The sequence below is a fragment of the Mangrovicoccus sp. HB161399 genome, from assembly GCF_013184745.1.
Lineage (GTDB): Bacteria > Pseudomonadota > Alphaproteobacteria > Rhodobacterales > Rhodobacteraceae > Mangrovicoccus.
In genome coordinates, this window is sequence record NZ_JAATVU010000081.1 from 1 (window position 1) to 22,859 (window position 22,859).

General features: G+C 64.6%; 21 protein-coding genes and 1 pseudogene. 16 read left to right on the forward strand and 6 right to left on the reverse strand.

Translation table 11 applies throughout. From position 1 onward, the window contains the following. From HCC78_RS26995 to purU, 3 genes and pseudogenes are all read left to right on the forward strand, one after another. A pseudogene (locus HCC78_RS26995) lies at positions 1-172 on the forward strand (FAD-binding protein); the annotation flags it as partial. Further along, positions 169-1,068, forward strand: a complete 900-nt coding sequence (gene folD / locus HCC78_RS27000; protein ID WP_172331882.1) for a bifunctional methylenetetrahydrofolate dehydrogenase/methenyltetrahydrofolate cyclohydrolase FolD — start codon at positions 169-171, stop codon at positions 1,066-1,068. The pseudogene HCC78_RS26995 and the gene folD, both read left to right, overlap by 4 nt. A 20-nt stretch (positions 1,069-1,088) precedes the next feature. Then, positions 1,089-2,027 (forward strand): formyltetrahydrofolate deformylase, encoded by a 939-nt coding sequence (purU, locus tag HCC78_RS27005; RefSeq protein ID WP_172331883.1) that lies wholly within the window; start codon positions 1,089-1,091, stop codon positions 2,025-2,027. A 36-nt stretch (positions 2,028-2,063) separates the two neighbouring features. Here the strand turns inward: purU and HCC78_RS27010 are convergent, their stop codons facing one another. From HCC78_RS27010 to dctP, 5 genes are all read right to left on the reverse strand, one after another. Beyond that, positions 2,064-2,903 carry a carbon-nitrogen hydrolase family protein gene (locus HCC78_RS27010; protein WP_172331884.1) on the reverse strand — a complete coding sequence of 280 codons (840 nt, stop codon included), beginning with the start codon at positions 2,901-2,903 and terminating at the stop codon, positions 2,064-2,066. Between the two features lie 2 nt (positions 2,904-2,905). After that, complete coding sequence (locus HCC78_RS27015; RefSeq protein WP_172331885.1) at positions 2,906-3,787, reverse strand: MurR/RpiR family transcriptional regulator; 882 nt, start codon at positions 3,785-3,787, stop codon at positions 2,906-2,908. Between the two features lie 138 nt (positions 3,788-3,925). Continuing rightward, positions 3,926-5,218 (reverse strand): TRAP transporter large permease, encoded by a 1,293-nt coding sequence (locus tag HCC78_RS27020; RefSeq protein WP_172331886.1) that lies wholly within the window; start codon positions 5,216-5,218, stop codon positions 3,926-3,928. After that, positions 5,215-5,751 (reverse strand): TRAP transporter small permease, encoded by a 537-nt coding sequence (locus HCC78_RS27025; protein WP_172331887.1) that lies wholly within the window; start codon positions 5,749-5,751, stop codon positions 5,215-5,217. The genes HCC78_RS27020 and HCC78_RS27025 overlap by 4 nt, the downstream gene beginning before the upstream one ends. 55 nt (positions 5,752-5,806) lie before the next feature. Beyond that, positions 5,807-6,838 carry a TRAP transporter substrate-binding protein DctP gene (dctP, locus tag HCC78_RS27030; RefSeq protein WP_172331888.1) on the reverse strand — a complete coding sequence of 344 codons (1,032 nt, stop codon included), beginning with the start codon at positions 6,836-6,838 and terminating at the stop codon, positions 5,807-5,809. Between the two features lie 491 nt (positions 6,839-7,329). Between dctP and HCC78_RS27035 the strand changes: the two genes are divergently transcribed. The 8 genes from HCC78_RS27035 (at position 7,330) to HCC78_RS27070 (ending at position 16,012) form a co-directional block, all read left to right on the forward strand. Next, positions 7,330-8,583 (forward strand): aromatic ring-hydroxylating dioxygenase subunit alpha, encoded by a 1,254-nt coding sequence (locus HCC78_RS27035; protein ID WP_172331889.1) that lies wholly within the window; start codon positions 7,330-7,332, stop codon positions 8,581-8,583. Between the two features lies 1 nt (position 8,584). Then, positions 8,585-9,673 carry a hybrid-cluster NAD(P)-dependent oxidoreductase gene (locus HCC78_RS27040; protein WP_172331890.1) on the forward strand — a complete coding sequence of 363 codons (1,089 nt, stop codon included), beginning with the start codon at positions 8,585-8,587 and terminating at the stop codon, positions 9,671-9,673. Positions 9,674-9,818: 145 nt separating this feature from the next. Then, a complete protein-coding gene (locus HCC78_RS27045; RefSeq protein WP_172331891.1) occupies positions 9,819-10,130 on the forward strand; it encodes a hypothetical protein in 312 nt (103 codons plus the stop codon). A gap of 24 nt (positions 10,131-10,154) precedes the next feature. After that, the gene (proX, locus tag HCC78_RS27050; protein WP_172331892.1) at positions 10,155-11,135 is read left to right on the forward strand and encodes a glycine betaine/L-proline ABC transporter substrate-binding protein ProX; all 981 of its coding nucleotides are present in this window, start codon (positions 10,155-10,157) and stop codon (positions 11,133-11,135) included. Between the two features lie 355 nt (positions 11,136-11,490). Beyond that, on the forward strand, positions 11,491-12,141 hold the full coding sequence (locus HCC78_RS27055) for a GlxA family transcriptional regulator (RefSeq protein ID WP_371743941.1): 651 nt from the start codon (positions 11,491-11,493) through the stop codon (positions 12,139-12,141). A 48-nt stretch (positions 12,142-12,189) separates the two neighbouring features. Continuing rightward, on the forward strand, positions 12,190-13,224 hold the full coding sequence (locus HCC78_RS27060) for a proline racemase family protein (RefSeq protein WP_172331893.1): 1,035 nt from the start codon (positions 12,190-12,192) through the stop codon (positions 13,222-13,224). A gap of 450 nt (positions 13,225-13,674) precedes the next feature. Further along, positions 13,675-14,646, forward strand: a complete 972-nt coding sequence (locus HCC78_RS27065) for a helix-turn-helix domain-containing protein (RefSeq protein ID WP_172331894.1) — start codon at positions 13,675-13,677, stop codon at positions 14,644-14,646. Positions 14,647-14,764: 118 nt separating this feature from the next. Beyond that, positions 14,765-16,012, forward strand: a complete 1,248-nt coding sequence (locus tag HCC78_RS27070) for an acyl-CoA dehydrogenase family protein (protein WP_172331895.1) — start codon at positions 14,765-14,767, stop codon at positions 16,010-16,012. Positions 16,013-16,103: 91 nt separating this feature from the next. On the opposite strand, the gene HCC78_RS27075 is transcribed toward HCC78_RS27070, so the two are convergent. Continuing rightward, a complete protein-coding gene (locus HCC78_RS27075) occupies positions 16,104-17,069 on the reverse strand; it encodes a helix-turn-helix domain-containing protein (protein WP_172331896.1) in 966 nt (321 codons plus the stop codon). A 352-nt stretch (positions 17,070-17,421) separates the two neighbouring features. On the opposite strand from HCC78_RS27075, the gene HCC78_RS27080 reads away from it, so the two are divergent. The 5 genes from HCC78_RS27080 (at position 17,422) to nirD (ending at position 22,710) form a co-directional block, all read left to right on the forward strand. After that, positions 17,422-18,792, forward strand: coding sequence for an LLM class flavin-dependent oxidoreductase (locus tag HCC78_RS27080; RefSeq protein ID WP_371743942.1), 1,371 nt, complete (start codon positions 17,422-17,424; stop codon positions 18,790-18,792). A 61-nt stretch (positions 18,793-18,853) separates the two neighbouring features. Further along, on the forward strand, positions 18,854-19,366 hold the full coding sequence (locus tag HCC78_RS27085) for a flavin reductase family protein (protein ID WP_216671335.1): 513 nt from the start codon (positions 18,854-18,856) through the stop codon (positions 19,364-19,366). Positions 19,367-19,375: 9 nt separating this feature from the next. Then, on the forward strand, positions 19,376-19,861 hold the full coding sequence (locus tag HCC78_RS27090; RefSeq protein ID WP_172331898.1) for a 6,7-dimethyl-8-ribityllumazine synthase: 486 nt from the start codon (positions 19,376-19,378) through the stop codon (positions 19,859-19,861). Between the two features lie 84 nt (positions 19,862-19,945). Then, on the forward strand, positions 19,946-22,387 hold the full coding sequence (nirB, locus tag HCC78_RS27095) for a nitrite reductase large subunit NirB (protein ID WP_172331901.1): 2,442 nt from the start codon (positions 19,946-19,948) through the stop codon (positions 22,385-22,387). Further along, positions 22,384-22,710, forward strand: a complete 327-nt coding sequence (gene nirD, locus HCC78_RS27100) for a nitrite reductase small subunit NirD (protein ID WP_172331899.1) — start codon at positions 22,384-22,386, stop codon at positions 22,708-22,710. The genes nirB and nirD overlap by 4 nt, the downstream gene beginning before the upstream one ends. The last annotated feature ends 149 nt before the right edge of the window (positions 22,711-22,859 follow it).

Sequence of the window (22,859 nt, forward strand, 5' to 3'; positions counted from 1 at the left end):
CATCGCGGCCGGGATTTCCGGGGCGATCCAGCACCTTGCGGGGATGAAGGACTCCAAGGTGATCGTGGCGATCAACAAGGACGAGGAGGCGCCGATCTTCCAGGTCGCCGATTACGGGCTGGTTGCCGACCTCTTCGACGCCGTGCCGGAGCTGACGGAGCGGGTTGGATGACGGCGGCGCTCCTCGACGGCAAGGCCTTTGCCGGAAAGCTGCGCGGGCGGATCGCCGCCCGGGTGGCGGAGATGGCAGCGCAGGGGATCGTCCCCGGCCTCGCCGTGGTGCTGGTGGGCGAGGACCCCGCCAGCCAGGTCTATGTCCGCAGCAAGGCCCGCCAGACGGTCGAATGCGGCATGCGGAGCTTCGAGCACCGGCTGCCCGCGGAGACCTCCGAGGCGGCGCTTCTGGGCCTGATCGCCCGGCTCAATGCCGACCCGCAAGTGCATGGCATCCTGGTGCAGCTGCCGCTGCCTGCGCATCTCGATGCCGATCTCGTCATCAACGCCATCGCGCCGGAGAAGGACGTGGACGGGTTCCACATCTCCAATGCCGGGAAGCTGGCGACCGGGCAGAGGGCGATGGTGCCCTGCACGCCGCTCGGCTGCCTGATGATGCTGCGCGACCATCTGGGCGATCTCTCGGGCAAGTCGGCCGTGGTGGTCGGGCGCTCGAACATCGTCGGCAAGCCGATGGCCCAGCTCCTCCTGCGCGAGAGCTGCACCGTCACCGTCGCCCATTCCCGCACCGCCGATCTTGCAGATACCTGCCGCCGTGCCGACATCCTGGTCGCCGCGGTCGGCCGGCCGCAGATGATCCCCGGCGCCTGGGTGAAGCCCGGCGCCACCGTGATCGATGTCGGCATCAACCGCATCCCCCCGCCCGGGACAGGCGAGGGCAAGACCCGGCTGGTCGGCGATGTCGATTTCGCCTCTGCCGTGGAGGTTGCGGGCGCGATCACCCCGGTGCCGGGCGGCGTCGGGCCGATGACCATCGCCTGCCTCCTGGCCAATACCCTGACCGCCTGCGCGCGGATCCATGACCTCCCGGACCCCGCGGATCTGACCGCCTGATTTCCAACAGAGAGAGAGCCATGAATATCGAGACCCCCAAGACCCGGCCGCTTGCGGCAGGGGCCGCAGAAGCTGCGTCCAAATTCTGCCTGACCGTGGCCTGCCCCTCGACGCGGGGCATCGTCGCCGCCATCGCGGGCTTCCTGGCCGAGCATGGCTGCAACATTACCGACAGCGCCCAGTTCGATGACATGGAGACTGGCCGCTTCTTCATGCGCGTCAGCTTCGCGCCCGAGACCGGGGCGGCGCTCGACGCGCTGGAGCGGGACTTCGCCGCCGTCGCGGCCGGAAAGGACATGGACTTCGCCTTCCATGACGAGGCCGCGAAGATGAAGGTCGTGGTCATGGTCAGCCGCTTCGGGCACTGCCTGAACGACCTGCTCTACCGGGTGAAGATCGGCGCGCTGCCCGTCGAGATCGTTGCGGTGATCTCGAACCACATGGACTACCAGAAGATCGTGGTGAACCACGACATCCCGTTCCATTGCATCCCGGTGACGAAGGACACCAAGCCCGAGGCGGAAGCGCGGATCATGAAGGTCGTCAAGGACGCCGGCGCCGAGCTGATCGTGCTGGCGCGCTACATGCAGATCCTCTCGGACGAGATGTGCCGGAAGATGAGCGGAAAGATCATCAACATCCACCACTCCTTCCTGCCGAGCTTCAAGGGCGCGAACCCCTACAAGCAGGCCTATGCCCGCGGGGTGAAGCTGATCGGGGCGACCTCGCATTACGTAACGGCGGATCTCGACGAGGGCCCGATCATCGAGCAGGACACGGTGCGCATCACCCATGCGCAATCGGCGGAGGACTATGTCTCTCTGGGACGGGACGTCGAAGCGCAGGTTCTGGCGCGCGCGATCCATGCCCATGCCCGCCGCAGGGCTTTCCTGAACGGCACGAAAACCGTCATCTTCCCAGCCTCCCCGGGATCCTACTCCTCGGAGAGAATGGGGTAGGCAGAATGGCGCCGGGACAGGCCCCGGCGCCCCGTCTCAGCCGCAGCAGGCCAGGTCGTAGGAGTCGAGACGGTCGCGCAGGAAGGAATAGGTCTCGCGCACCTCGTCGAGTTCCGCACGGGTCATCTCCAGCAGGCGGAACTCCTCGCGGGACTGCGAGAAGACGCGCGGCAGCCGGGTCTCGTCATGCCAGGGACTGCAGAAAACCGAGTTGCCGTACTGTTCCCCGGCGCGGTTCAGCGACAGCAGGTAGCACTGGTTCTCCAGCGCCCGCGCCACCGCGAAATCGTGCCAGGTATGGAAGGACAGGTCGCGGTAATAGGCGCCGCAATGCAGGATCACATCCGCCCCCTGCCCCACCACCAGCGCGCGTGACAGCTCCGGGATGCGGATGTCGTAGCAGATGATCGGCGCCAGGCGGAACCCGTTCACCTCGAAGACGAAGAGGTGGTCGCCGCGGGAGAAGTACTCCTTCTCCATCGAGGCGCCATATTGCGCGAGGTGAAGCTTGTCGTAATGGCCCAGCAGGCGGCCGTCCGGCGCGACCGCCGCCGCCGAGATGTAGCGGCGGTCCCCGTCGGCCCGCGCGAAGCCATAGGCGACATGCACGCCGCAGTCGCGGGCCAGCCGGCTCCAGATCTGGAAGGACGCGCCGTCGAGCGGCTCGGCCAGCGCATCGAGGCAGGCGAAAGCCTCGCGCGAATAGTCGATGCTGGCAAGTTCGGGCAGGACCACCAGATCGGCGGGCTCGGCCGCCAGCCGGGCGCGGATCGCGGCGCCGAGACGGGCAAGATGGGCATCGCGCGCTGCCGCTGTGGTCATCGGCGGTATGTCGATCTGGCAGGCGAGAATGCGGAGGGCGGCGCTGTCGGCCATTTTCAGTAGTCCTTGTTCTTCCAGTATTCGCCCAGGGCGACGCGGTTGGCCTCCATCTCCTCGATCCGGGCCACGGCTCCGGGCTGCTGCATGGTGACGAAGCCGAGCAGCAGCTCGACCAGCAGCGTGACGGAGAGGTAGGAATCGAAGAAGAGCGGGCTTTTGTTCGGGGTCAGAAGGACCTCGTCGGCAATCAGGCCGAGCGGCGAGGCATCGCTGTCGGTGATGCCGACCAGCTTTGCGCCGCGCGCCTTTGCCGCCTCGGCCATGCGGATGGTGAATTCGCTCGAGGGGCGCATGGAGATGGCGAGCATCGCATCCTGCGGCCCGATCTCAGCAATGTCATCGGCGAAGACGCCCCCCAGCCCGGAGATGATGCGGAACCGGTCCGAGACCATCGTGCCCAGGTATTTCGCATAGACCGCCGACGAGACGGAGGCCTGCATGCCGATGACATAGGTGGTGCGGGCCATCGCCAGCACCTCGGCCGCGCTGACGACCTGGCTCAGATGGTTCTGCTCGAAGAGCGCGTCGACATTGCGGTGCGCTGCTTTGCGGAACTCCTCCCAGACGCGGCTCTGCCCCTCGCCGACCGCGACTTCCTGCAGGGTCTCGGCGCGCAGATGGTAGTCGCCGATCCCCGAGCGCTGGACATGGGCGCTGTAGACCGCGCGCAGCTCGTTATAGGTCTCGTAGCCCAGTGTCTTGGCGAGCCGCGGGAAGTTGCCCAGCGAGATGCCGGTATCCGCCGCCACCTGGCGCATAGAGCGAGTCGCGACATTGCCAGGGTTCTCCAAGAAATAGGTCGCCGCGGCCTGCAGCGCGCGGGGCAGCTGCGGCAGGGCCTGCTTCAGGCGGTCCTGTAGGGTCTGGTACTCGCTCATGGCCGGTCTCCGTTCCGGGGGACCGCACCGGACAGCGGGATCCGCTGCCCGGTCACGGACCGGCACAGGCTACCGGCAGCCCCGGGCCCGGGCACCGCGACCAGATGGCCCGCGAGGTATGCAGGAAAGGCCATCCGCTCACCTCCCTAGCAGGAGATCGGGCAGGAAGAGCGCGACCTGCGGCAGGAAGGTGGTCAGCATCAGCGTCGGCAGCCAGGCAAAGAGGATGAAGACGAAGGTCGGATTCAGCATCCGCGCCACCGGCGTCTTCGTCACCCGCGCCCCGAGATAGAGCAGCGGCGCGGTCGGCGGCGTGACATTGGCCATGCCGAGATTGACGCCGAGCACGGCGGAGAAATGCACCGGGTCCATCCCCACCCCCTGCACGATCGGCAAGAGCAGCGGCGTCGCCAGCAGGAGCCCGCTGATGTCGTCCATCAGCATGCCGATCAGGATCATCACCAGGTTGACCATCAGGAGGATCACCACCGGGTTTTCCGAGACCGAATAGACCAGGTCTTCGGCGATGCTGGGGATGTCCTCGAAGATCAGGAAGCGGCTGACGATCAGCACCATGAAGATCATCATCATCACCACGCCGACAGTGACACCGCCCTCGCGCATGGTGTCGAGAAAGCCGCGCCAGGTCATGCCGCGATAGACGTAAATTGCGACCGGGATCGCGTAGATCAGGGCAAAGCCCGCGGCCTCGGTCGGGGTCATGATCCCGCCATAGATGCCGCCGAGGATGATCACCGGCATGACCAGCGCGGGCAGCGCGCTCATCGAGCGGGTCTTCAGCTCGGCGCCGAAGTCGGCGGGCTGCGGCGGCAGGTCGAGCCCGCGCCAGGTTCTCAGCTGCACCTGGTTCACGATCGCCAGCAGCACGATCAGGACGATCCCCGGGATCACCGTTGCCAGGAAGCAGGCCAGCACGGATTGCTGCGCCACCCAGGCATAGAGGATCTGCGAGGCAGAGGGCGGGATCAGCAGGCCCAGCGGGCTCGCGTTGACGATCAGCGCGGCCGAGAGACCCTCGGGATAGTTCGCGCGGCGCAGATGCGGCATCATGATGCCGCCGATGCAGGTCAGCGTCGCATTGGCGCTGCCCGAGATCGCGCCGAAGACGCCGCTGGCGACCACCGCCGCCGTCGGCAGCCCGCCTTTCAGATGGCCGACGAAGAGCTCCGCCAGACGCACCAGCGGCTCTGCGATGCGGCCCTTCTCCATGATCGCGCCCGCTAGGATGAAGAGCGGGATGGCGAGGATCACCACCGAGTTCATCTTCCAGTGGCCGGAGGGCAGGTAGCCGGTGACGTCATGGCCGGCGGCCAGCGACAGGAAGATCAGCACGCCGCCGAAGGCCAGCGGCACGCTGAGGCCCACGAGCAGGAGGGTACAGAGGATCAGGATGCTTCCGGCGATGATCATGCGGTTTCCTCCGGCGCAGGGCCGCGCTTCAGCAGGACGTAGAGATGCAGCGCGGTGAAGACCGTCATCAGCACGAGGCCGAGCGAGATCGCGAGGCGCGGCACGACGAAGGGGATCTTCAACGCGATGGTGGCCTGCCACATCGGGTAGGCCGCGAGTTCCTCGGCCACCATCAGGATGCCCCACCAGCTCAGCACGCAGAGGATGGACAGTTCCAGCGTCTCGACGAGCACCGCGCGGCGCCAGCGCCAGGCCGGATCGGTGATCACGAGCCCCAGGATGTCGGCATTGACATGCGCCCGGTCATGGGTGGCGATCGCCGCCGCCATGAAGAAGCCCCAGAAGGCGGCCGCCATCAGCCATTCCTCGTAGGCGAAGAGATCGGCATGGAAGACGTAGCGCAAGATCACCACGCAGAAGAAGGTCACGGCCATCAGGCAGCCAATGGCGATGATGATGGCGTGCATGACGGCGCGAACCAGGCGCAGCGGACGCGCCATCGCTGGCGGGAGGGAGGCTGTCAGGTCGCTCATGCGGACTCCGGGGGGCAGGGGCGGTCCGCGCTGGACGACGCGGACCGAGGAGGGATCACTTCAGGTCGGCCTGGATGCGGTCCAGCACGTCCTGGCCCACGACCTCGGCCATCTCCGGCCAGATCGTGGCGCGGACATGGTCGCGCATGGCGGCGGCCTTCTCGGGATCGGGGGTCAGCACCTCGTAACCCGCGCCAGTGAGCTCGTCGCCGAAGGCCGCGTCATTGGTCTTGTTCCACTCGAAGAAGTCATCCGCGGCATGCGAGAACGCCGCCGAGACCACGGCGCGCTGCTCGTCATTCATCTTCTCCCAGGTCTTCGACGAGGCGTAGAAGGTCGAGATTTCCATGAAGGCATTGTAGTTGAAGTAGTATTTGCCCACGCCGCTCTTTGCGAAGATCGTGTAGGTCGCCTGCTTTGTGCAGCATTCGGCGCCGTCGACGATGCCCGACTGCAGCGCCGGGAAGATGTCGGCCCAGGCGATGGTCGTGGTGTTGAAACCGAGCGCCTTCATCGTGTCGTTGACGACATTCGAGGACCAGACGCGGATGTTCATCTCCTTCGGCCCCAGCCCGTCCCAGTCGGTCGGCATCTTCGTCGACAGCACGTTGGCGAAGCCTTCGGGGTTGTTAGCCAGAAGATGCAGCCCGACGCCTTCGAGATGCTCCGACATGATCTGGTTGAAGGCCGAGTCCGGGTTGCGCACGACCGACTGCATCTCGTCCCAGTCGCCCGCCAGATAGGGCATCGAGTTGATCTCGAAGACCGGGTCCTTGTGGGCATAGATGAAGCCCATCGAGAAATCGATGTTGCCGCGGATCGTGTCCTCGAAGAGTTCCTCGCCCGAACCCAGCTGGTTGGCCGGGAAGACGGTGACCTTGAGCCCGACATCCGAGGCCTCGATCTCGGCCGCGATCTGCTCCATCATCTTGCTGCCCTGGTGCTCGACCGGCAGCGTGCCGGCGAACTTCAGGCGCAGGTCCGCGGCCGAAGCCGGTGCTGCCAGGACTGCCGCGGCTGCAAGCGCCAGCGAGACCCCGCCCAAGGCGCGCAGCGCAGCACGGCAGGTGGTTCCGGATAAGTTCATGGTCATTTCCCCGTTGCTGTCCGGCCCGGATGCTGTCCCGGCCGGTGGCTCCCTTCGTGACTTCATGTGTTCACTCCAGAAGCTGTTCTGATTCATTTGTTCAATATGCACCAATTTGTGATCGTTTGAATCGTTTTGGGTTTCCAAAAGATCATTTGCATATTTTCGTCCGGATTCTGGGCTGAATGCACTCATGGCGACCATTTATTGTGCACATCTGAAATTCGCGAAGAGAGACAGCCACCGTATGGTTCCGGGCGGGACAGCGACTTCACCAGAATTCGCGACCGCGACCGCGGGCGCGTCCCTGGCCGACGTCGCACATCCCCGCCACCATGTCGGAATTTGCGAAGTTTCGGCTCATTTTTTCAGGCTTTCTCCCCACCAGAAAAAGGCGCGGGCCGCACGCGACGGTCCGCCAGCCTCCGTGCAAATCCGATACCAACAAGAGGCCACGCCCCTGACGGCGGGCCCTGCAGGGAGCCATCCAGATGCTCAACGAGTCCGAAGTGCTTGCCCGGCTGCTGCGCCGCCGTCCTGGCCATTCGCTTGCCCAGGAATTCTATTGCGATCCGGGCGTCTTCCGGACCGACATGGAGCAGATTTGGTACCGCGACTGGCTGTTCGTGCTCCCCGCCTGCGAGATCCCGAAATACGGCGACTATGTCGTCCACGAAATCGGCAACTATTCAGTCGTGATTGTACGCGGCACCGACAACGAGATCCGCGCCTTCCACAATTCCTGCCGCCACCGCGGGTCGGTCCTGTGCAAGTCCAGGAAGGGCCGCAATCCGAAGATCGTCTGCCCCTGCCACCAGTGGACCTACGAGCTGGACGGCAAGCTTCTCTGGGCGCGCGACATGGGCCCGGACTTCAACCCCGCGGAACATGGGCTGAAACAGGTGCATTGCCGCAACGCTTCGGGCATGGTCTATATCTGCGTCGCCGACGAGGCGCCGGATTTCGCGGAATTCGCCGCCGGGACCGCGCGCTACCTCGCCATGCATGACCTGGAAAACTCGAAGGTCGCCTTCGAGAGCACCATCATCGAGAAGGGCAACTGGAAGCTCGTCTGGGAGAACAACCGCGAGTGCTACCACTGCGCGGGCAACCACCCGTCGCTGTGCCGCACCTTCCCCGAGGACCCGCGCACGATCGGCAACGATGCCGACGGCTCCATGGCCTCGCTGCAGGCGGATCACCTGACCCGCTGCGAGTCCGTGGGCGCGCTATCGGCCTACCACATCTCGGCGATCGGCGACTGGCGCTTCGTGCGCACGCCGCTGCTGGGCACCTCGGAAAGCTACACGATGGACGGCAAGGTCGCGGTGACAAGGCCGAACTCGTCCATCCCGTTCAAGGACGCGGGCGCGCTCCTGAAATTCCGCTATCCGGGCACCTGGAACCACTTCCTGTCGGATCCCGTCATCCTGTTCCGCGTGACCCCGATCAGCGCCACCGAGACCGAGGTCTGCACCAAGTGGCTGGTCCACAAGGACGCCGTCGAGGGCGTGGACTACGACCTCAAGCGCCTGACCGAAGTCTGGGTCGCGACCAACGACGAGGATCGCGAGGTGGTCGAGAACAACCAGCGCGGCATCCAGTCCCCGGCCTATCAGCCCGGCCCCTATTCCGAGACCCACGAGGGCGGGCTGATCCAGTTCTCCGACTGGTATGCCGGCGCGCTGGTCCGCGGCATCACCGGCGCAGGTCCCTCGGCGCCCGCAACCCTGGCAGCCGAGTGACATGAACCAGATCGGCAACCTCACCGCCCCCGCGGACGCAACCATCTGGCGGGACAGCGAGGAGCTGGAATGCTGCTCCGTCGTCCCGGAGGCGCCAAACGCGGCCACATTCAGCTTCGCCGCCCTCTCCGGCGCGCTGTTCAGGTTCCAGCCCGGACAGTTCGTCACGCTTGGCGTGCCAGTGCCGGGCGGGTCGGTCTGGCGCACCTACACCCTGTCCTCCTCGCCTTCGCGGCCGCTGACGATCTCGGTCACGGCAAAGGCGCAGAAGGGCAGCATCGGCACGCGCTGGATGCTCGACAACCTGCGTCCCGGCATGCGGATCAGGGCCATGGGCCCGGCCGGGATCTTCACCCTGCCGAAGGCCGAGCGGAAGAAGTACCTCTTCATATCGGCCGGCTCCGGCGTGACCCCGTCCCTGTCGATGACGACCTATCTCTTCGACCGCGGCACCGCGATCGACGCCACGCTGATCGTCTGCGCGAAGAGCCCCAGGGACATCATCGGGCGTAACCACCTGGAGTCGCTCGCGTCGCGGGTGCCGGGCATCAAGCTGAACTTCATAGTCGAGGAGGACGACCCTTTCCAGGTCTGGACCGGCTTCCGCGGACGGCTGAACCAGATCATGATCGGCCTGATCGCCGGAGACTACCTAGACCGCGAGATCTACTGCTGCGGACCGGGCCCTTTCATGGACGCCGTGCACGAGATGCTGATCGATCTCGGCTACGACATGAGCCGCTACCAGCAGGAAGCCTTCACAGGCCCGCCGGTGGAGACCGAGGCCGAACAGGAAGCCCCGGACGACCTGGTGCCCGACGGGACCGCCAGGTCGCATGTCCCCTTCGCCGCCTCCGGGGTCGGGGCCGACTGCACCGAGACCGACACCGTGCTGGCCATCGCCAGGGCCGCGGGGCTCAACATTCCCTCGGGCTGCACCTTCGGGGTCTGCGGCACCTGCAAGGTCAGGAAGATCTCGGGGGAGGTCCATATGGTCCACAATGGCGGGATCTCGGTCGAGGACATCGGCGCAGGCTACATCCTCGCCTGCTGCTCGGAGCCCATCGGCACGGTTTCTGTCGACATCTGATCCAGGCTGCAGGCGCTGGCCCTGCCGCCGGACGCCCGGGGCAGTGCACCCTCGTCCCTTCCGCGCTGGTCCGGCCCAGGGACGCTCCCCGACTGGCCCGCTCCGCGCGAACGGGCCGCCTTCTCCAACCCTGACGGTCCCATCGATGAAAATCCGCGAGATCCACCTCTACCACCACGAGCTGCCCGTGAAGGGCAAGCCCTACCGCATGTCCGGCTGCGAGGTGACGCTGCTGCCCTCGATCCTCGTCCGCCTCGTCGGCGATGGCGGGCTCGGCATCGTGATCCTTGCAATCGTGCTCGACCGGATCTCGCAGGGGATGGGCCAGTCCGGCCGCGAGCGCGGCCACCGCCACTGGTGGCAGGGTGGCCCGATCAGGTTGGCGCTGCGTCTGGCAGGCCCGAAGCACGATCCTGCCGCGCCGGTGCCGCCCGGAAGCCCCGAACTCCAGAACTGAACAACGCAACAGGGAAAATACCAGATGTTCAAATCCACGCTTGCCGCCTCCACTATCCTTGCTGGAACCGCTTCCGCCAGCGAGAAGCCCGGCGAGGGCACCACCGTGCGCCCGGTCATCGGCCTGATCGCCGAGGAAAGCTTCCAGGCCCGGATCCTGTTCCGCGCGCTGGAGGATCTCGGCTATGACGTCGCCGATCCGCAGGAAGTCGAGATCCAGACCGCCCACCTGGCGCTGGCCACCGGCGACGCCGATTTCTATCCCGCGCACTGGCACAACCTGCAGACCGCCTTCTTCGAGGAATCCGGCGGCGACGACCTTCTCGAGGAGGTCAAGGGGCCCTTCATCTCGGGCACGCTTCAGGGCTACCTGATCGACAAGGCGACCTACGATTCCGGCGTGCACAGCCTGGCCGATCTCGCGAAGCCGGAGATCGCGGCCAAGTTCGACGCCGACGGCGACGGCAAGGCCGACCTGGCCGGCTGCCCGCCGGGCTGGGGCTGCGAGCGCGTGATCGAGCACCAGCTCGACGAATACGAGCTTCGCGACACGGTCACCCACAACCAGGGCGCCTACAACGCCATCATGGCCGACACGATCGCCCGATACGAAACCGGCAAGCCGATCCTCTACAACACCTGGACGCCCTACTGGGTCTCGGCGACGCTGGTGCCGGGCAAGGATGTCGAATGGCTGGAGGTTCCCTACACCTCGCTGCCTGACGGCGTCGAGGCAGACACCACCTACGAGGGCAGGAACCTCGGTTTCGCGGTGGACAACATCTACATTCTTGCGACCGACGAGTTCCTCGCCGACAATCCGGCGGCGGCAAAGCTGTTCTCTGTTGCCAGCATCAGCGCCGCCGACATCTCGGCGCAGAGCAAGCTGATGACCGAGGGCGAGGATGATTCCAGCGATATCGACCGCCATGTCGACAACTGGATCGAGGCACACAAGGCCGAGTACGACAGCTGGCTGGAGCAGGCACGCGCTGCTTCCGAGTAGGACATTCAGACCGGCGCGGGACCCCTTCCGCGCCGGCATCGCACGAGGACCACGCCGCCGACGAGCGCGCCGGAGCATTTCGTCTTCGCCCTGGTCGAGGACTACACCCATCTGGCCCTGGCCTCCGCCGCCGATCCGCTCCGGATCGCCAACCTGGTCAGCGGCAGGACCCTCCACCGCTGGTCCTATGCCTCGCTCGACGGACAGACCGTCACCGCCTCGGACGGCACGGTCAGCCTCGTGCAGCACCGGTTCGACGACCTGCCGCCCTGCGAGCGCGTCTTCGTCCTCTCCGGCTTCCACATGAAATCGATGGATCACCGTGTCCTGATCTCCGCCCTGCGCCGGATCGAGCGTGTCGGCGCTAGCAGGATCGGCGCGCTGTGCCTGGGTCCTGGCCAGGGCCGGGTTGCTCGTGGCGCAGCAGGCGGCGATCCACTGGGAATTCCATGACAGCTTCATGGAGGAATTCCCTGGCGTTAACCTGGTCCGCAACGTGTTCGTCGCCGACGGGAAATACGCGACCGCCTCGGGCGGCACGGCGACGGCGGACCTTATGCTGCACCTGATCGGACAGGCTCACGGGCAGGACCTGTCGGTCGCGGTCGCCGACCAGATGGTCTACAACGCGGTGCGCGATGCCACGGCGGCGCAGAAAGTGTCGCTGCAGTCGCGGAATGGGATGCGCAACACCGATCTGGCCCGTGCCATCGAGATCATGCGCGCCAACCTCGAGGAGCCGCTCTCCTCCCCTGCAATCGCCGCCCGCCTCGACATCTCCGTGCGGCAGCTGGAGCGGCTCTTCGGCAAGTTCCTGAACATCGCCCCGAAGAAGTACTACATGGAGATGCGGCTGGAAAAGGCGCGGCACCTGCTCCTGCAGACCGAGCTCAGCGTCACCGAGATCGGCCTGGCCTGCGGCTTCGACAGCCCAGGCAATTTCTCGCGCTGCTACCGAACCGCCTTCGGCGTCACACCAATGATGCAGCGCAGCCGCATGTCCTGACCGTCGCGTCCCGCCTATACTGCAATCCTGCCAGTCCCGGAGACACCCATGCGAAGCACCAAGGTCATCCACGTCGTTTCCTGCCATGCCGAGGGCGAAGTCGGCGACGTCATCGTCGGCGGGGTCGCGCCGCCGCCCGGCGACACGCTCTGGGACCAGCGCCGCTGGATCGCGGAGGATGCCACGCTGCGCAACTTCGTGCTGAACGAGCCCAGGGGCGGCGTGTTCCGGCACGTGAACCTACTGGTCCCGCCGAAGCATCCGGGCGCGCAGGCGGCCTGGATCATCATGGAGCCCGAGGACACGCCGCCGATGTCCGGCTCGAACTCGATCTGCGTCGCGACGGTGCTGCTCGATACCGGCCTCGTGCCGATGCAGGAGCCGGTGACCGAGATGCTGCTGGAGGCCCCCGGCGGGCCGGTGCGGGTCCGCGCCGATTGCGCGAACGGCAAGGCCGAGCGCATCCATGTGGAGAACCTGCCCTCCTTCGCCAGCCGTCTCGACGTGCCGCTCGACGTGCCCGGGCTCGGCACGATCACCGTGGACACGGCCTTCGGCGGCGACAGCTTCGTCGTTGCGGATGCCGCCGCGCTGGGGATCGACCTCTCCGAAACCAACGCCCGCGGCATCGCCGAACTCGGCATCCGCATCACCAATGCCGCCAATGCCCGCTACCGCTTCGAGCATCCGGAGCGGCCGGACTGGACACATCATTCCTTCTGCCTCTTCGCCGGGCCGGTCATGCGTGAGGGCAATGATCTCCGTGCCGCCTCGGTCGTCGCGATCCAGCCCGGAAAGATCGACCGTTCGCCCACCGGCACCGCGGTCTCGGCGCGGATGGCGATCCTCCATGCAAGAGGCGAGATGGGGCCTGCGGACCGCTTCACCGGGGTGTCGATCATCGGCTCGGAATTCAACGGACGCATCCTGGGCGAGACCCGCGCCGGCCCGCTTGCGGCGATCCGTCCCGAGATCTCCGGCCGCGCCTGGATCACCGGCATCCACCAGCACATGCTGGACCCTTCCGACCCCTGGCCGGGCGGCTACCGGCTGTCCGATACCTGGCCCCGGAGTGGCGGCTGAGCTGGCTGCACGCCTCGATGGTCGCATGCCAAGACTTGCGAGGCAGACGCCCTCGTGCAGGTGAAGCCAGAACCTCGCCGGACATGCGCACCTCGTCAGGACAGCTCTCCGAATTGAAGCGGATCATGACTGCCTCAATGGAATCAAGAGTTTCCTTCGGGAAAAGTTTCTGCATCCCATCGCTTTGGCTCATTGAAAGCATCGCCGGACGCCTGCGGCCCAAACGTCGATTCACCCGTTGAGGCACGTCGGCACACCGGCCAAGCGCCATGCGATCTCAGGACGTCCAATGTGCGGGCGCACTGCCGGATATTTCGGCGGATGGGGAAGGAATCCCTGCCTGCACGTCCCGGCTCCATGAATGCGTGACCGGCAGGATTGACAACCGGCCCCCAGCGCCGGTCGCGTTCCTTCGATATGAGTCTCGTATGCTCGGACCAGGTTGCCGAAATGCCGAAATGGAACACTGAAGAACAGGTCGCGGAAAAGCAGTTCGGTTTCTGGAGGGAAGTGGTCTGCGCCGCTTTCGTTGCGCTTGATCCGCGCCATGATGGGTCCGGGAAGTTCAGCGGAAAAGTCTCGGCCGATCTCGTCGGCAAAGTGAATGTCTGCGAGCAGGTGACTGACAACCATTCGGTCCACCGCACGAGACACGAAATCGCGCGAATGCCCGTGGAATGCTATTTTGTGAACATGCAAGTCGCCGGCGATGTCCGGGTCGACCATTGCGGTCGCGAGACGCTGGTTAAGCCTGGGGAGTTCTACATCGTCGACTCAACCGAGCCGTACTCGCTGGATTATCGCGGCGGCGCGAGCAGAATCCGGACATTTTCCTTCCGCTTCCCGAAAGCACTGCTGCAGCCGGTCTTGCCAAGATCGCGTGCCTTCATGGCTCTTCCCGTCTGCCGCCAGACAGCCGCGGGCGACATCGCGGCGGATTTCCTGGCCAGCTTGGCGCGCCGTGCCGAAAATATTCCTCCGGAAACTGCACCTTCGCTCGAACGCATGGCGACCGACATCGTCGCAATGGCGCTTGGCGCAAGAACCGACGCTGGCGAAACAACTGCCGCATCGCGCCAAGAAGGTCTTTTGCATTCAGTCAAATTGCATATCGAAAGAAATCTATCGGATCCCGGTCTCGGAGTTGAGGGCGTCTGTGCCCGGTTTCGGATCTCCCCGCGCTATCTGCACCGTCTCTTCGAGCAGCAAGAACGCAGCTTCGCCCGGGAAATAGCGGCTCGCAGATTGGCCAGATGCGCCTTGGCGCTTCGCACCGACCCAAATGTGCCGGTTTCCCAAATTGCCTATGGCGCCGGTTTCGGGGATCTGTCCGGCTTCAATCGCCAGTTCCGGAAAGAATTTGGAGTCTCGCCCCGCACGTACCGCACGACCGCGCAAACCGCTCCGCACCGGCATTCCTGACCGTCCTGCGGCAGTTGGCACGAATTGCACAGTTATTAGTCCCTGTGGTCCAAGACCGGACACGGGCGAACTTCCACGATGTCTTCACGAAAACAAGACAGAAGACAGGAAGGTTACAATGCCAATCGACTTCCAACTCAGCGACGACCAGCTCGCTCTTCAGGCAACTGCACGCAGTTTTGCGACCGATGTCATGAAAGACATCCGGCCCCTCGTCAACGGCATCAGCGACCCCATGGAGCGCTTCACGGCAACCCGGCCGCACCACAAGGCAGCCGTGGAGGCAGGACTGGTGAACGGCCTGTTTCCGAAAGAATTTGGCGGCAGTGACGTCTCGACCCTCGATTTCGCACTGGCGGCGGAGGAATTCTGCACCCAGGATGTCAGCCTTGCGGGAACCCTCCTGGGAACGGGCCTGGGCACTAAGCCGCTGATTTGGTTCGGCACGGAAGAGCAGAAGAAGCGGTTCCTGCCCGACTTCATCGAGGACGGCACAAGGCTTGCGGCGCTGGCCTTCACCGACACCGTGGGCGGCGCAAACTTCGATTCCCCGGATCCGTCCTGCGGCGTCCAGACCTTTGCCCGTCTCGAGGGTGACGAGTGGGTCATCAACGGACAGAAGCACTATACGACGAACGGTTCGGGCTGGGACGGCAAGGGGTGCCACCTGTTCGCCGTTGTCTGCCGCACCGACCCGTCCAAGGGCGCCGGGGACTCGCTCGCAATCATCATGGTGCCAGGTGCGACCCCGGGCATCAGCGTGGACGGGATCCTGGAACCGGCCGGACACAAGGCCTCGATCGCGCCGCGCATCCACTTCGACAATGTGCGTGTCCCCGCGTCGAACATCCTCGGCCAGCCTGGCGACGGCGTGGCAATGGTGACGCAGAACTTTGCCTGGACCGCAGCCCTGATCGGCGCGGCCTGCGTCGGCGTCATGCGCTCCGCCTTCGAGATCGCCCGTGACTGGGCGTGCCGTGACACGCGATCCGGGCCGCATCCGGTCATCGACTACCCGGTCATCGGCTACAAGTTTGCGGACATGAAGATGAAGATAGAGGCCTGCCGCTACATGACCTGGAAGGCGTGCCAACAATTTGACTTGTCTGGCGGAAAAGAGCAGGAGTTGGCGGTGATGACGAAGGTCTTCACCTCGGAAACTTGCGTCGACGTCGTCTATGACGCAATGAAGATCGTCGGCGTCGACAGCTACCAGAAGTCCCATCCGCTGATGGATCTGATGAACGATGCCCTCTGTTTCCCGCTCTACGATGGCGGCAACATGGGCGCGCGACGCCGCCAGCTGCATGGCATCATCAAAAGCCCGGGCTATGATCCGCTGACAGCGCCGTTTGCCCGTTATTGAAATTGCTCGGCTTTGCCTTGGGGCAAGCCTGGACGATCGGACAAGCTAATTCCGCCAGCTTCTGATCGGGGCCGTCCGGCCCCGATCACTGTCATTCTGGGGATGCTCCCGGATTCTTGAGCCCTTCCACCCGGTACTCGGTCGGGGTCATGCCATACTTCGCGCGGAAGGACCTGCTGAAGTGCGACAGGTCACCGAAACCCCAGTGGAATGCGATTGACCCTATCGGGGCGCTCGGGTCCCGGAGCAAGCTTTCGGCGCAAAGCTCCAGGCGCCGGTCCAGCAGCGACTTTCCGAAAGTCGTGCCGCGGCCCTCCAGAACCTTGTGCACATATCGCACCGAAATGCGGAAACGCTGCGCCGCCTTGGACGGCGTCATGTCTGGATCCTGGGCATTGGCCGAAATGTAATCCAGGATCGATTGCGCCAGGCATTCGCGCAGGTCTCCTTCGGAACCGGCCACGTCACCGCTGGGCGATTCCAGCGCGAGGCCCACCAGATTTACGATCTGGTTCGAAAGCGCGATATCGGCGGAAGACAGATCCTCCGCCAGCTTCGCAACAGAACACAGAAACGACACCGCAACAGAATTGAGCGGAGACTCCGCTCCGTAGCGGATCGCCATCCTCCGCTCTGTGCCACCGAGGACAGTTCCCAAGAGAGCTCCCGGGATGCGGAACGAGTGCTGTTCCCAATCGTCGCTGCAATAGTCCACCAAGTAGGGTTCAGTGGAATCCACAAGAGAGAAATCTCCGGGCTGCAGCAGCGCCTCCCGCCCGAACTGCACCATCCGGCTCTGGCCCCGGAGCTGCAGGTTCAGGAAGCAGACTGCATCGCAATCCTTCCGGATTTCTTGACGGCGCCGATAGATCTTCTGGCGGCCCGATGCGATCGTGGTGACGTTGAGCTCGCTGAGCGGAGCCGACCGCACCATTCCCCGGAAGCCGTTGTTCTGCTCGCTGATCGGCTGCAGCGAGGTATAGTTCTGGCAGAGCACTTCGCGCCAGTAGGGGAAGCGGTCTTTCTGGGGAAGACGGTCTGCGTTCCAGCTGGGCATGGATCTCTCGTCGGCTGCGTTCGGCGTGGAAGATATGATCCGCATGGCCGGCGCGTGAAGTGCGGCCGTCCCGCGTCGTCCTGCCAGTCTGCCGGCCGGTCATATGCTGACTGATCCCTCAGCGTTTCGCACATCAAATTGGCGCTTTCGGATTCCGGCACAAACGGTCCGGAACCCGCAGGGGCCTCCGGCGCGGCCGGAGTCTCGGGGGAGCGCCTGCGGAGCAATGGCTGTGCACTCTCGGACAAGCAAGTGTTCCTTCTGGTCCAAGACTGGCCACCAAGGGGCGCGCTAGCTTGCCGGAAACAGAAACAAACCAGCAGGATGACAGGAAACGCCAATGCGCGATCGCATGATCTTCAACTGTTTCACGATGAATGTGCCTTCCCATATCTACCACGGGACTTGGCGCCACCCCGAGAACCAGCTCGCGGATTTCAACAGCTTCGAGACCTGGTCCGGCTTGGCGCGCAAGCTCGAGGAAGGCAAGTTCGACGCGATGTTCTTTGCCGATATCCTGGGCATAGATCCGGCCTATGACGGCAAGTGGGACGCCTATTTCGAGCAGGGCCTGCACATGCCCTGCAACGACACGTTCACGCTCTGCACTGCTTTGGCTGCCGTTACTCGCGATCTGGGCTTCGTCTTCACCAGTTCGATCCTCTCCGAACACCCCTTCTCCTTTGCCAAGAAGGTCTCGACGCTCGACCACATCAGCGGCGGCCGCATCGGCTGGAACATCGTCACCAGCGTCACGGAAAACGCGGCCCGCAACTTCGGGCATGAGTCGATCGTCCCCCATGACCAGCGCTACGACTGGGCAGACGAGTACATGGAAGTCCTCTACAAGCTCTGGGAAGGATCGTGGGAAGACGATGCGCTGCTTGCCGACCGTCAGAGCGGCATTTTCAGCGACCACACCAAGGTTCACCGCATCAACCATGCCGGAAGCCGCTACAGGGTCCAGGGCCCGCATCTGGTCAGCCCCAGCCCGCAGCGCACGCCGATGCTCTACCAGGCCGGGGCCTCGCCCCGCGGCAGCCGTTTTGCTGCCCAGCATGCCGAGGGGACGTTCGTCCTGTATCCGAATGTCGGCGGCGCCCGCATCGGGATCGGCAAGACCAGGGAGATCGCCCGCCAGAACGGCCGCGACCCGGATGACCTGAAATTCATCCAGGGCCTGTCCTTCGTGGTCGGCAGCACGATGGAAGAAGCGCAGCGGAAGGCCGCGGAGATCGACGAGTGGGTCAGCTACGAAGGCCTGGCCGCGCATGTCAGCCGCGACATGGGCGTCGATCTCTCGCATCTGGACCCCGACCAGCCGGTGGATGAATCCGGGCTCGACGGCCTGCAGGGCTATGCCCGCATGATCGAGATCGGAAAGCAGAACGGTGACAAGGCGACGGTGAAGGAAGTGGCAAACGCCCTGTCCTACAACTGCCGCATCGTCGGCACGCCAGAGAGCATCGCCGACGAGCTGGAACTGTGGCAGGATGCCGGGATCAGCGGCGTGAACATGATATGCCAGCTTCACCCCGCGACCTATGTCGACTTCATCGACCACGTGACACCCGTCCTGCAGGAACGCGGCCTCGCTCAGCGCGACTATGCCGAGGGACCGTTGCGCCGGAAGGTGTTCGGCAAGTCGGCCCGCCTGCCCGCGACGCACCGTGGCGCAGCCTTCCGGAACCTGTCGGCGGTTGTAAGGACCCCGGCCGAGTGATCCTGCCCGCGGCACCGGTCCCACGGTGCCGCCTTTCCGACCCCAGACCAGATCGTTCCCCATGACAATCGTGAACTCGTCCAGACCGGATCACCGGCAAAACTTTCGCGACGCGATGGCCCGGATGGCCGCGGCGGTGAAGATTGTGACGACCGACGGCCCCGCAGGCCGCGCGGGCATGACCGCTACAGCTGCCTGCTCCGTCAGCGAGAAGCCGCCCCGGCTCCTCGTTTGCGTGAACACCTCCGCCTCTTCTCATCCGGCAATCGCAGGAAACCGGCGTCTAGCGATCAATGTCCTTGCCCAGAAGCATTCCGACGCCGCCCTCGCATTCGGAGGGAAGATTGCTCAGGAGAACCGCTTCGACAGTTCGGACTGGCACCCGGATTCCAGGGGCCAGCCGGTCCTCGCGGGAGCCTGCGCCACCTTTTCCTGCGCGATCGCCGACAGCTTCCCGGCAGGCACGCACACCATCTTTCTCTGTGATGTGCTCGAGGCCTGCGCGAACGACTCTGCCCTGCCGCTGATCTATCTCGACCGCACCTTGGTGCCTGTCCCGCAACCGGAAACATGAGGTTTGCAAATGTCCGACCGCAACTCCCCCAGAATCGGCTTCATCAAGGCGTCCTGGCACGCCGATATTGTCGATCAGGCCCTGACCGGGTTCTCCCGCGCCATGCCCGCAGCCGCCATCCGGGTGGTGACAGTACCCGGTGCCTTCGAACTGCCCCTGGCTGCCCGCCGGATGGCCCGGACGGGCAGGTACGATGCTATCGTCTGCGCAGCGTTCGTCGTCAACGGCGGCATCTATCACAACGAATTTGTCTCCCAGGCCGTCGTCAGCGGGCTGATGCAGGTCGGACTGGAAACGGATGTTCCGGTCCTCTCGGTCTCCCTGACGCCGCACAATTTCCAGGAGACCGACCCCATGATGCGCTTCTTCCTGGACCATTTCCTGATGAAGGGAGAGGAGGCGGCCGCCGCCGTGACAGGCATCCTGCAGGCGCATGACGAGATCGGCGGATTCGGCGGCCAGCTGGATGCGGGCCAGGCGAAGCTCGTTTCCTGATCCGGCGACCCTGCCGGGAAAATGCACGCTCCGGCAGGCCGCATGATCGGCAGGCCGCTCGATCGAAAGACGCAGAAGGACATCATGACCGGGAAACTTGTCGTCATCGGAGCCGGCATGGCCTCTGGCCGCGCCTTGGAACACATCCTGGAAACCCGGGCGGGCGACTGGGAGATCACGCTCTTCAACGCCGAGCCGCGCGGAAACTACAACCGCCTCATGCTGTCGCCCGTGCTCTCGGGGGAAAGGACCTACGAGGAAATCGTCACGCACGGTGACGCGTGGTACCGACGCAATGGCATCACGTGCCGGTTCGGAGAGCGGGTCACTGCCATCGACCGCGAAAGGCGGATCGTTGTCGGGGAGAGGGGCGAAGTGCCCTACGACAAGCTCATCCTCGGCACGGGCTCGGATCCCTTCATTCCTCCGCTGGCAGGAAATGATCTGGACGGCGTCATTTCCTACCGGGACCTTGAAGATACCAATCGCATGATCCGCGCGGCAGCATCGCCTGAGGCAAGGGCGGTAGTGATCGGCGGCGGGCTCCTCGGACTCGAGGCCGCCGCTGGAATGCGGATGCGGGGCATGGAGGTCACGGTTGTCCACATCATGGGCCACCTTATGGAGCGCCAGCTGGACGAAAGCGCCGCCTACCTCCTGCAGAAGGCTCTGTCAGAGCGCGGAATCCGGATCCTCTGTAGCGCCCGGTCCGAGGAGATCCTGGGCAGCGACGGCCGCGTCCGTGCCCTGCGGCTGGATGACGGGACGGAGCTCGCCTGCGATTTGCTGGTAATGGCCGCAGGCATCCGGCCGAACACGTCCCTTGCGAGCGCAGCGGGACTGGAGGTCAACCGCGGCGTCGTGGTCGATGACCACATGGTTACGTCCGATCCCGACATCCTCGCGCTCGGCGAATGCGTCGAGCATGACGGAGCGGTCTTCGGTCTCGTCGCGCCGCTCTACGACCAGGCGCATGTCGTCGCAGCGACACTGGCAGACGAGAGTCGGCGTTTCGTCCGGAAGGACGTGGCGGCCAAGCTCAAGGTGACAGGCTGCGACCTTTACTCGGCCGGAGACTTCGCCGCCGGAGAGGGGCGCGAGGAAATCGTCTTCCGAGATCCAGGCCGGGGAGTGTACAAGCGCCTCGTCCTCAGCGACAGCCGCATCATCGGCATCGTCCTTTATGGCGACACCGCGGACGGCCCCTGGTTCCACAGGCTGATGAAGGATCGTGCCGATATTTCCGGCGTGCGCGAGACGGTGATTTTCGGTCCTGCGCACCAGGCCGGGATGGCCGGCGACCCCTTGGCCGCAATCGCCGCCCTGCCCCCCGAAGCCGAAATCTGCGGCTGCAACGGTGTATGCAAGGGCGATGTCGTCTCCGCCATCAAGTCAGGTGCAGGGACCATCCCTCTCATCCGGACTGCTACCAAGGCCTCGGCCTCCTGCGGCAGCTGCACCGGGCTCGTGGAGAAGCTCCTGAAATCTTCGCTCGGAGACGTCTACGCCGCCGAGAAGGAAACCATGTGCGCCTGCACGCCGCTGACGCACGAAGACGTGCGTCGGCTGATTGTCAGCCGTGGCCTCAAATCGATGCCTGCAGTGATGCAGGAATGCGGCTGGAAAACGTCATGCGGCTGTTCTTCCTGCCGTCCGGCCCTGAACTTCTACCTGCTGGCGGCCTGGCCGCTCGAGTACCAAGACGACCCCCAGTCCCGTTTCGTCAACGAGCGGAACCACGCCAACATCCAGAAGGACGGAACCTATTCGGTCGTGCCGCGGATGTGGGGCGGGATCACGACTCCGGCAGAGCTCCGCGCTATCGCAGATGCCGCCGAGACTTACGGCGTATCGATGGTCAAGGTCACAGGCGGGCAGCGCATCGACTTGCTGGGCGTGGAGAAAGCCGACCTGCCCCGGATCTGGGCGGATCTGAACGCGGCGGGACTCGTGTCGGGCCATGCGTATTCCAAGGGGCTGCGCACGGTGAAGACCTGTGTCGGCTCCGAGTTCTGCCGCTTCGGCACGCAGGATTCCACCGGGCTCGGCATAAAGCTCGAAAAGCTGCTCTGGGGATCGTGGACGCCTCACAAGGTCAAGCTGGCAGTTTCCGGCTGCCCCAGGAACTGCGCCGAGGCCACCTGCAAGGATATCGGCATCATCTGCGTCGACAGCGGCTACGAGATCGGCGTCGCCGGGGCGGCCGGCATGGAACTGAAGGAAACAGAGCCGCTAGCCAAGGTGGCTACTGAAGCGGAAGCATTGGAAATCGCTGCCGCCTTCGTGCAGCTCTATCGGGAAAATGCCAGATATCTTTACCGGCCATACAAATGGGTGGGTAAAGTCGGACTCGACTGGGTCCGGACCAAGGTGGTCGAGGATACCGCCAGCAGGAAAGCGCTGGCCGAACGGTTCGAAATCTCCCAGTCGGTCTACCGGAAGGATCCATGGGCAGAGCACACCGCAGAAGAGACACGGGAAAGATGGGATGTCATGACCGATTTGACGCAGGAAACGGAAGCATGAGCGCCTGGACGGACGTCGGCAAGCTCGGCGACATCCCCGTTCGCGGCGCCCGCATCGTGCGCACCGCGCAGGGCTGCATCGCGGTGTTCCGCACTCTTGAAGGCCAGGTCTTCGCTCTCGATGATCGCTGCCCGCATAAGGGCGGCCCGCTATCCGAAGGCATCGTGCATGGCCAATCGGTGAGCTGCCCGCTTCACAACCTCGCCGTTGACCTCGCAAGCGGCGCCACGGCCGACGGAACTGTTCCGACCTATCCGGCCAAGATTGACGGCGGCCGCGTCTTCCTGGACGTCGGACGATCTGTTGCCCCGGCCGAAAGATGACTCTTCCCGCCGGGGCTCGGGATGCCTATCGCAGGATTTTCCATTCCCCGGTCAAATCAGGCGGCTGCAGCCTCGATGAGCTCGAAGGAGGCCCGGATGGCGGCTTCCAGATCCGGGCGGTCCCAGACCTCTGCGGTGGTGCATTCGAA

What these genes read in the sequence shown, in the direction of transcription:
- folD (WP_172331882.1), top strand. Translation starts at nt 169, where the DNA reads ATGACGGCGGCGCTCCTCGACGGCAAGGCCTTTGCCGGAAAGCTGCGC.
- purU (WP_172331883.1), top strand. Translation starts at nt 1,089, where the DNA reads ATGAATATCGAGACCCCCAAGACCCGGCCGCTTGCGGCAGGGGCCGCA.
- HCC78_RS27010 (WP_172331884.1), bottom strand. Translation starts at nt 2,903, where the DNA reads ATGGCCGACAGCGCCGCCCTCCGCATTCTCGCCTGCCAGATCGACATA.
- HCC78_RS27015 (WP_172331885.1), bottom strand. Translation starts at nt 3,787, where the DNA reads ATGAGCGAGTACCAGACCCTACAGGACCGCCTGAAGCAGGCCCTGCCG.
- HCC78_RS27020 (WP_172331886.1), bottom strand. Translation starts at nt 5,218, where the DNA reads ATGATCATCGCCGGAAGCATCCTGATCCTCTGTACCCTCCTGCTCGTG.
- HCC78_RS27025 (WP_172331887.1), bottom strand. Translation starts at nt 5,751, where the DNA reads ATGAGCGACCTGACAGCCTCCCTCCCGCCAGCGATGGCGCGTCCGCTG.
- dctP (WP_172331888.1), bottom strand. Translation starts at nt 6,838, where the DNA reads ATGAACTTATCCGGAACCACCTGCCGTGCTGCGCTGCGCGCCTTGGGC.
- HCC78_RS27035 (WP_172331889.1), top strand. Translation starts at nt 7,330, where the DNA reads ATGCTCAACGAGTCCGAAGTGCTTGCCCGGCTGCTGCGCCGCCGTCCT.
- HCC78_RS27040 (WP_172331890.1), top strand. Translation starts at nt 8,585, where the DNA reads ATGAACCAGATCGGCAACCTCACCGCCCCCGCGGACGCAACCATCTGG.
- HCC78_RS27045 (WP_172331891.1), top strand. Translation starts at nt 9,819, where the DNA reads ATGAAAATCCGCGAGATCCACCTCTACCACCACGAGCTGCCCGTGAAG.
- proX (WP_172331892.1), top strand. Translation starts at nt 10,155, where the DNA reads ATGTTCAAATCCACGCTTGCCGCCTCCACTATCCTTGCTGGAACCGCT.
- HCC78_RS27060 (WP_172331893.1), top strand. Translation starts at nt 12,190, where the DNA reads ATGCGAAGCACCAAGGTCATCCACGTCGTTTCCTGCCATGCCGAGGGC.
- HCC78_RS27065 (WP_172331894.1), top strand. Translation starts at nt 13,675, where the DNA reads ATGCCGAAATGGAACACTGAAGAACAGGTCGCGGAAAAGCAGTTCGGT.
- HCC78_RS27070 (WP_172331895.1), top strand. Translation starts at nt 14,765, where the DNA reads ATGCCAATCGACTTCCAACTCAGCGACGACCAGCTCGCTCTTCAGGCA.
- HCC78_RS27075 (WP_172331896.1), bottom strand. Translation starts at nt 17,069, where the DNA reads ATGCCCAGCTGGAACGCAGACCGTCTTCCCCAGAAAGACCGCTTCCCC.
- HCC78_RS27080 (WP_371743942.1), top strand. Translation starts at nt 17,422, where the DNA reads ATGATCTTCAACTGTTTCACGATGAATGTGCCTTCCCATATCTACCAC.
- HCC78_RS27085 (WP_216671335.1), top strand. Translation starts at nt 18,854, where the DNA reads ATGACAATCGTGAACTCGTCCAGACCGGATCACCGGCAAAACTTTCGC.
- HCC78_RS27090 (WP_172331898.1), top strand. Translation starts at nt 19,376, where the DNA reads ATGTCCGACCGCAACTCCCCCAGAATCGGCTTCATCAAGGCGTCCTGG.
- nirB (WP_172331901.1), top strand. Translation starts at nt 19,946, where the DNA reads ATGACCGGGAAACTTGTCGTCATCGGAGCCGGCATGGCCTCTGGCCGC.
- nirD (WP_172331899.1), top strand. Translation starts at nt 22,384, where the DNA reads ATGAGCGCCTGGACGGACGTCGGCAAGCTCGGCGACATCCCCGTTCGC.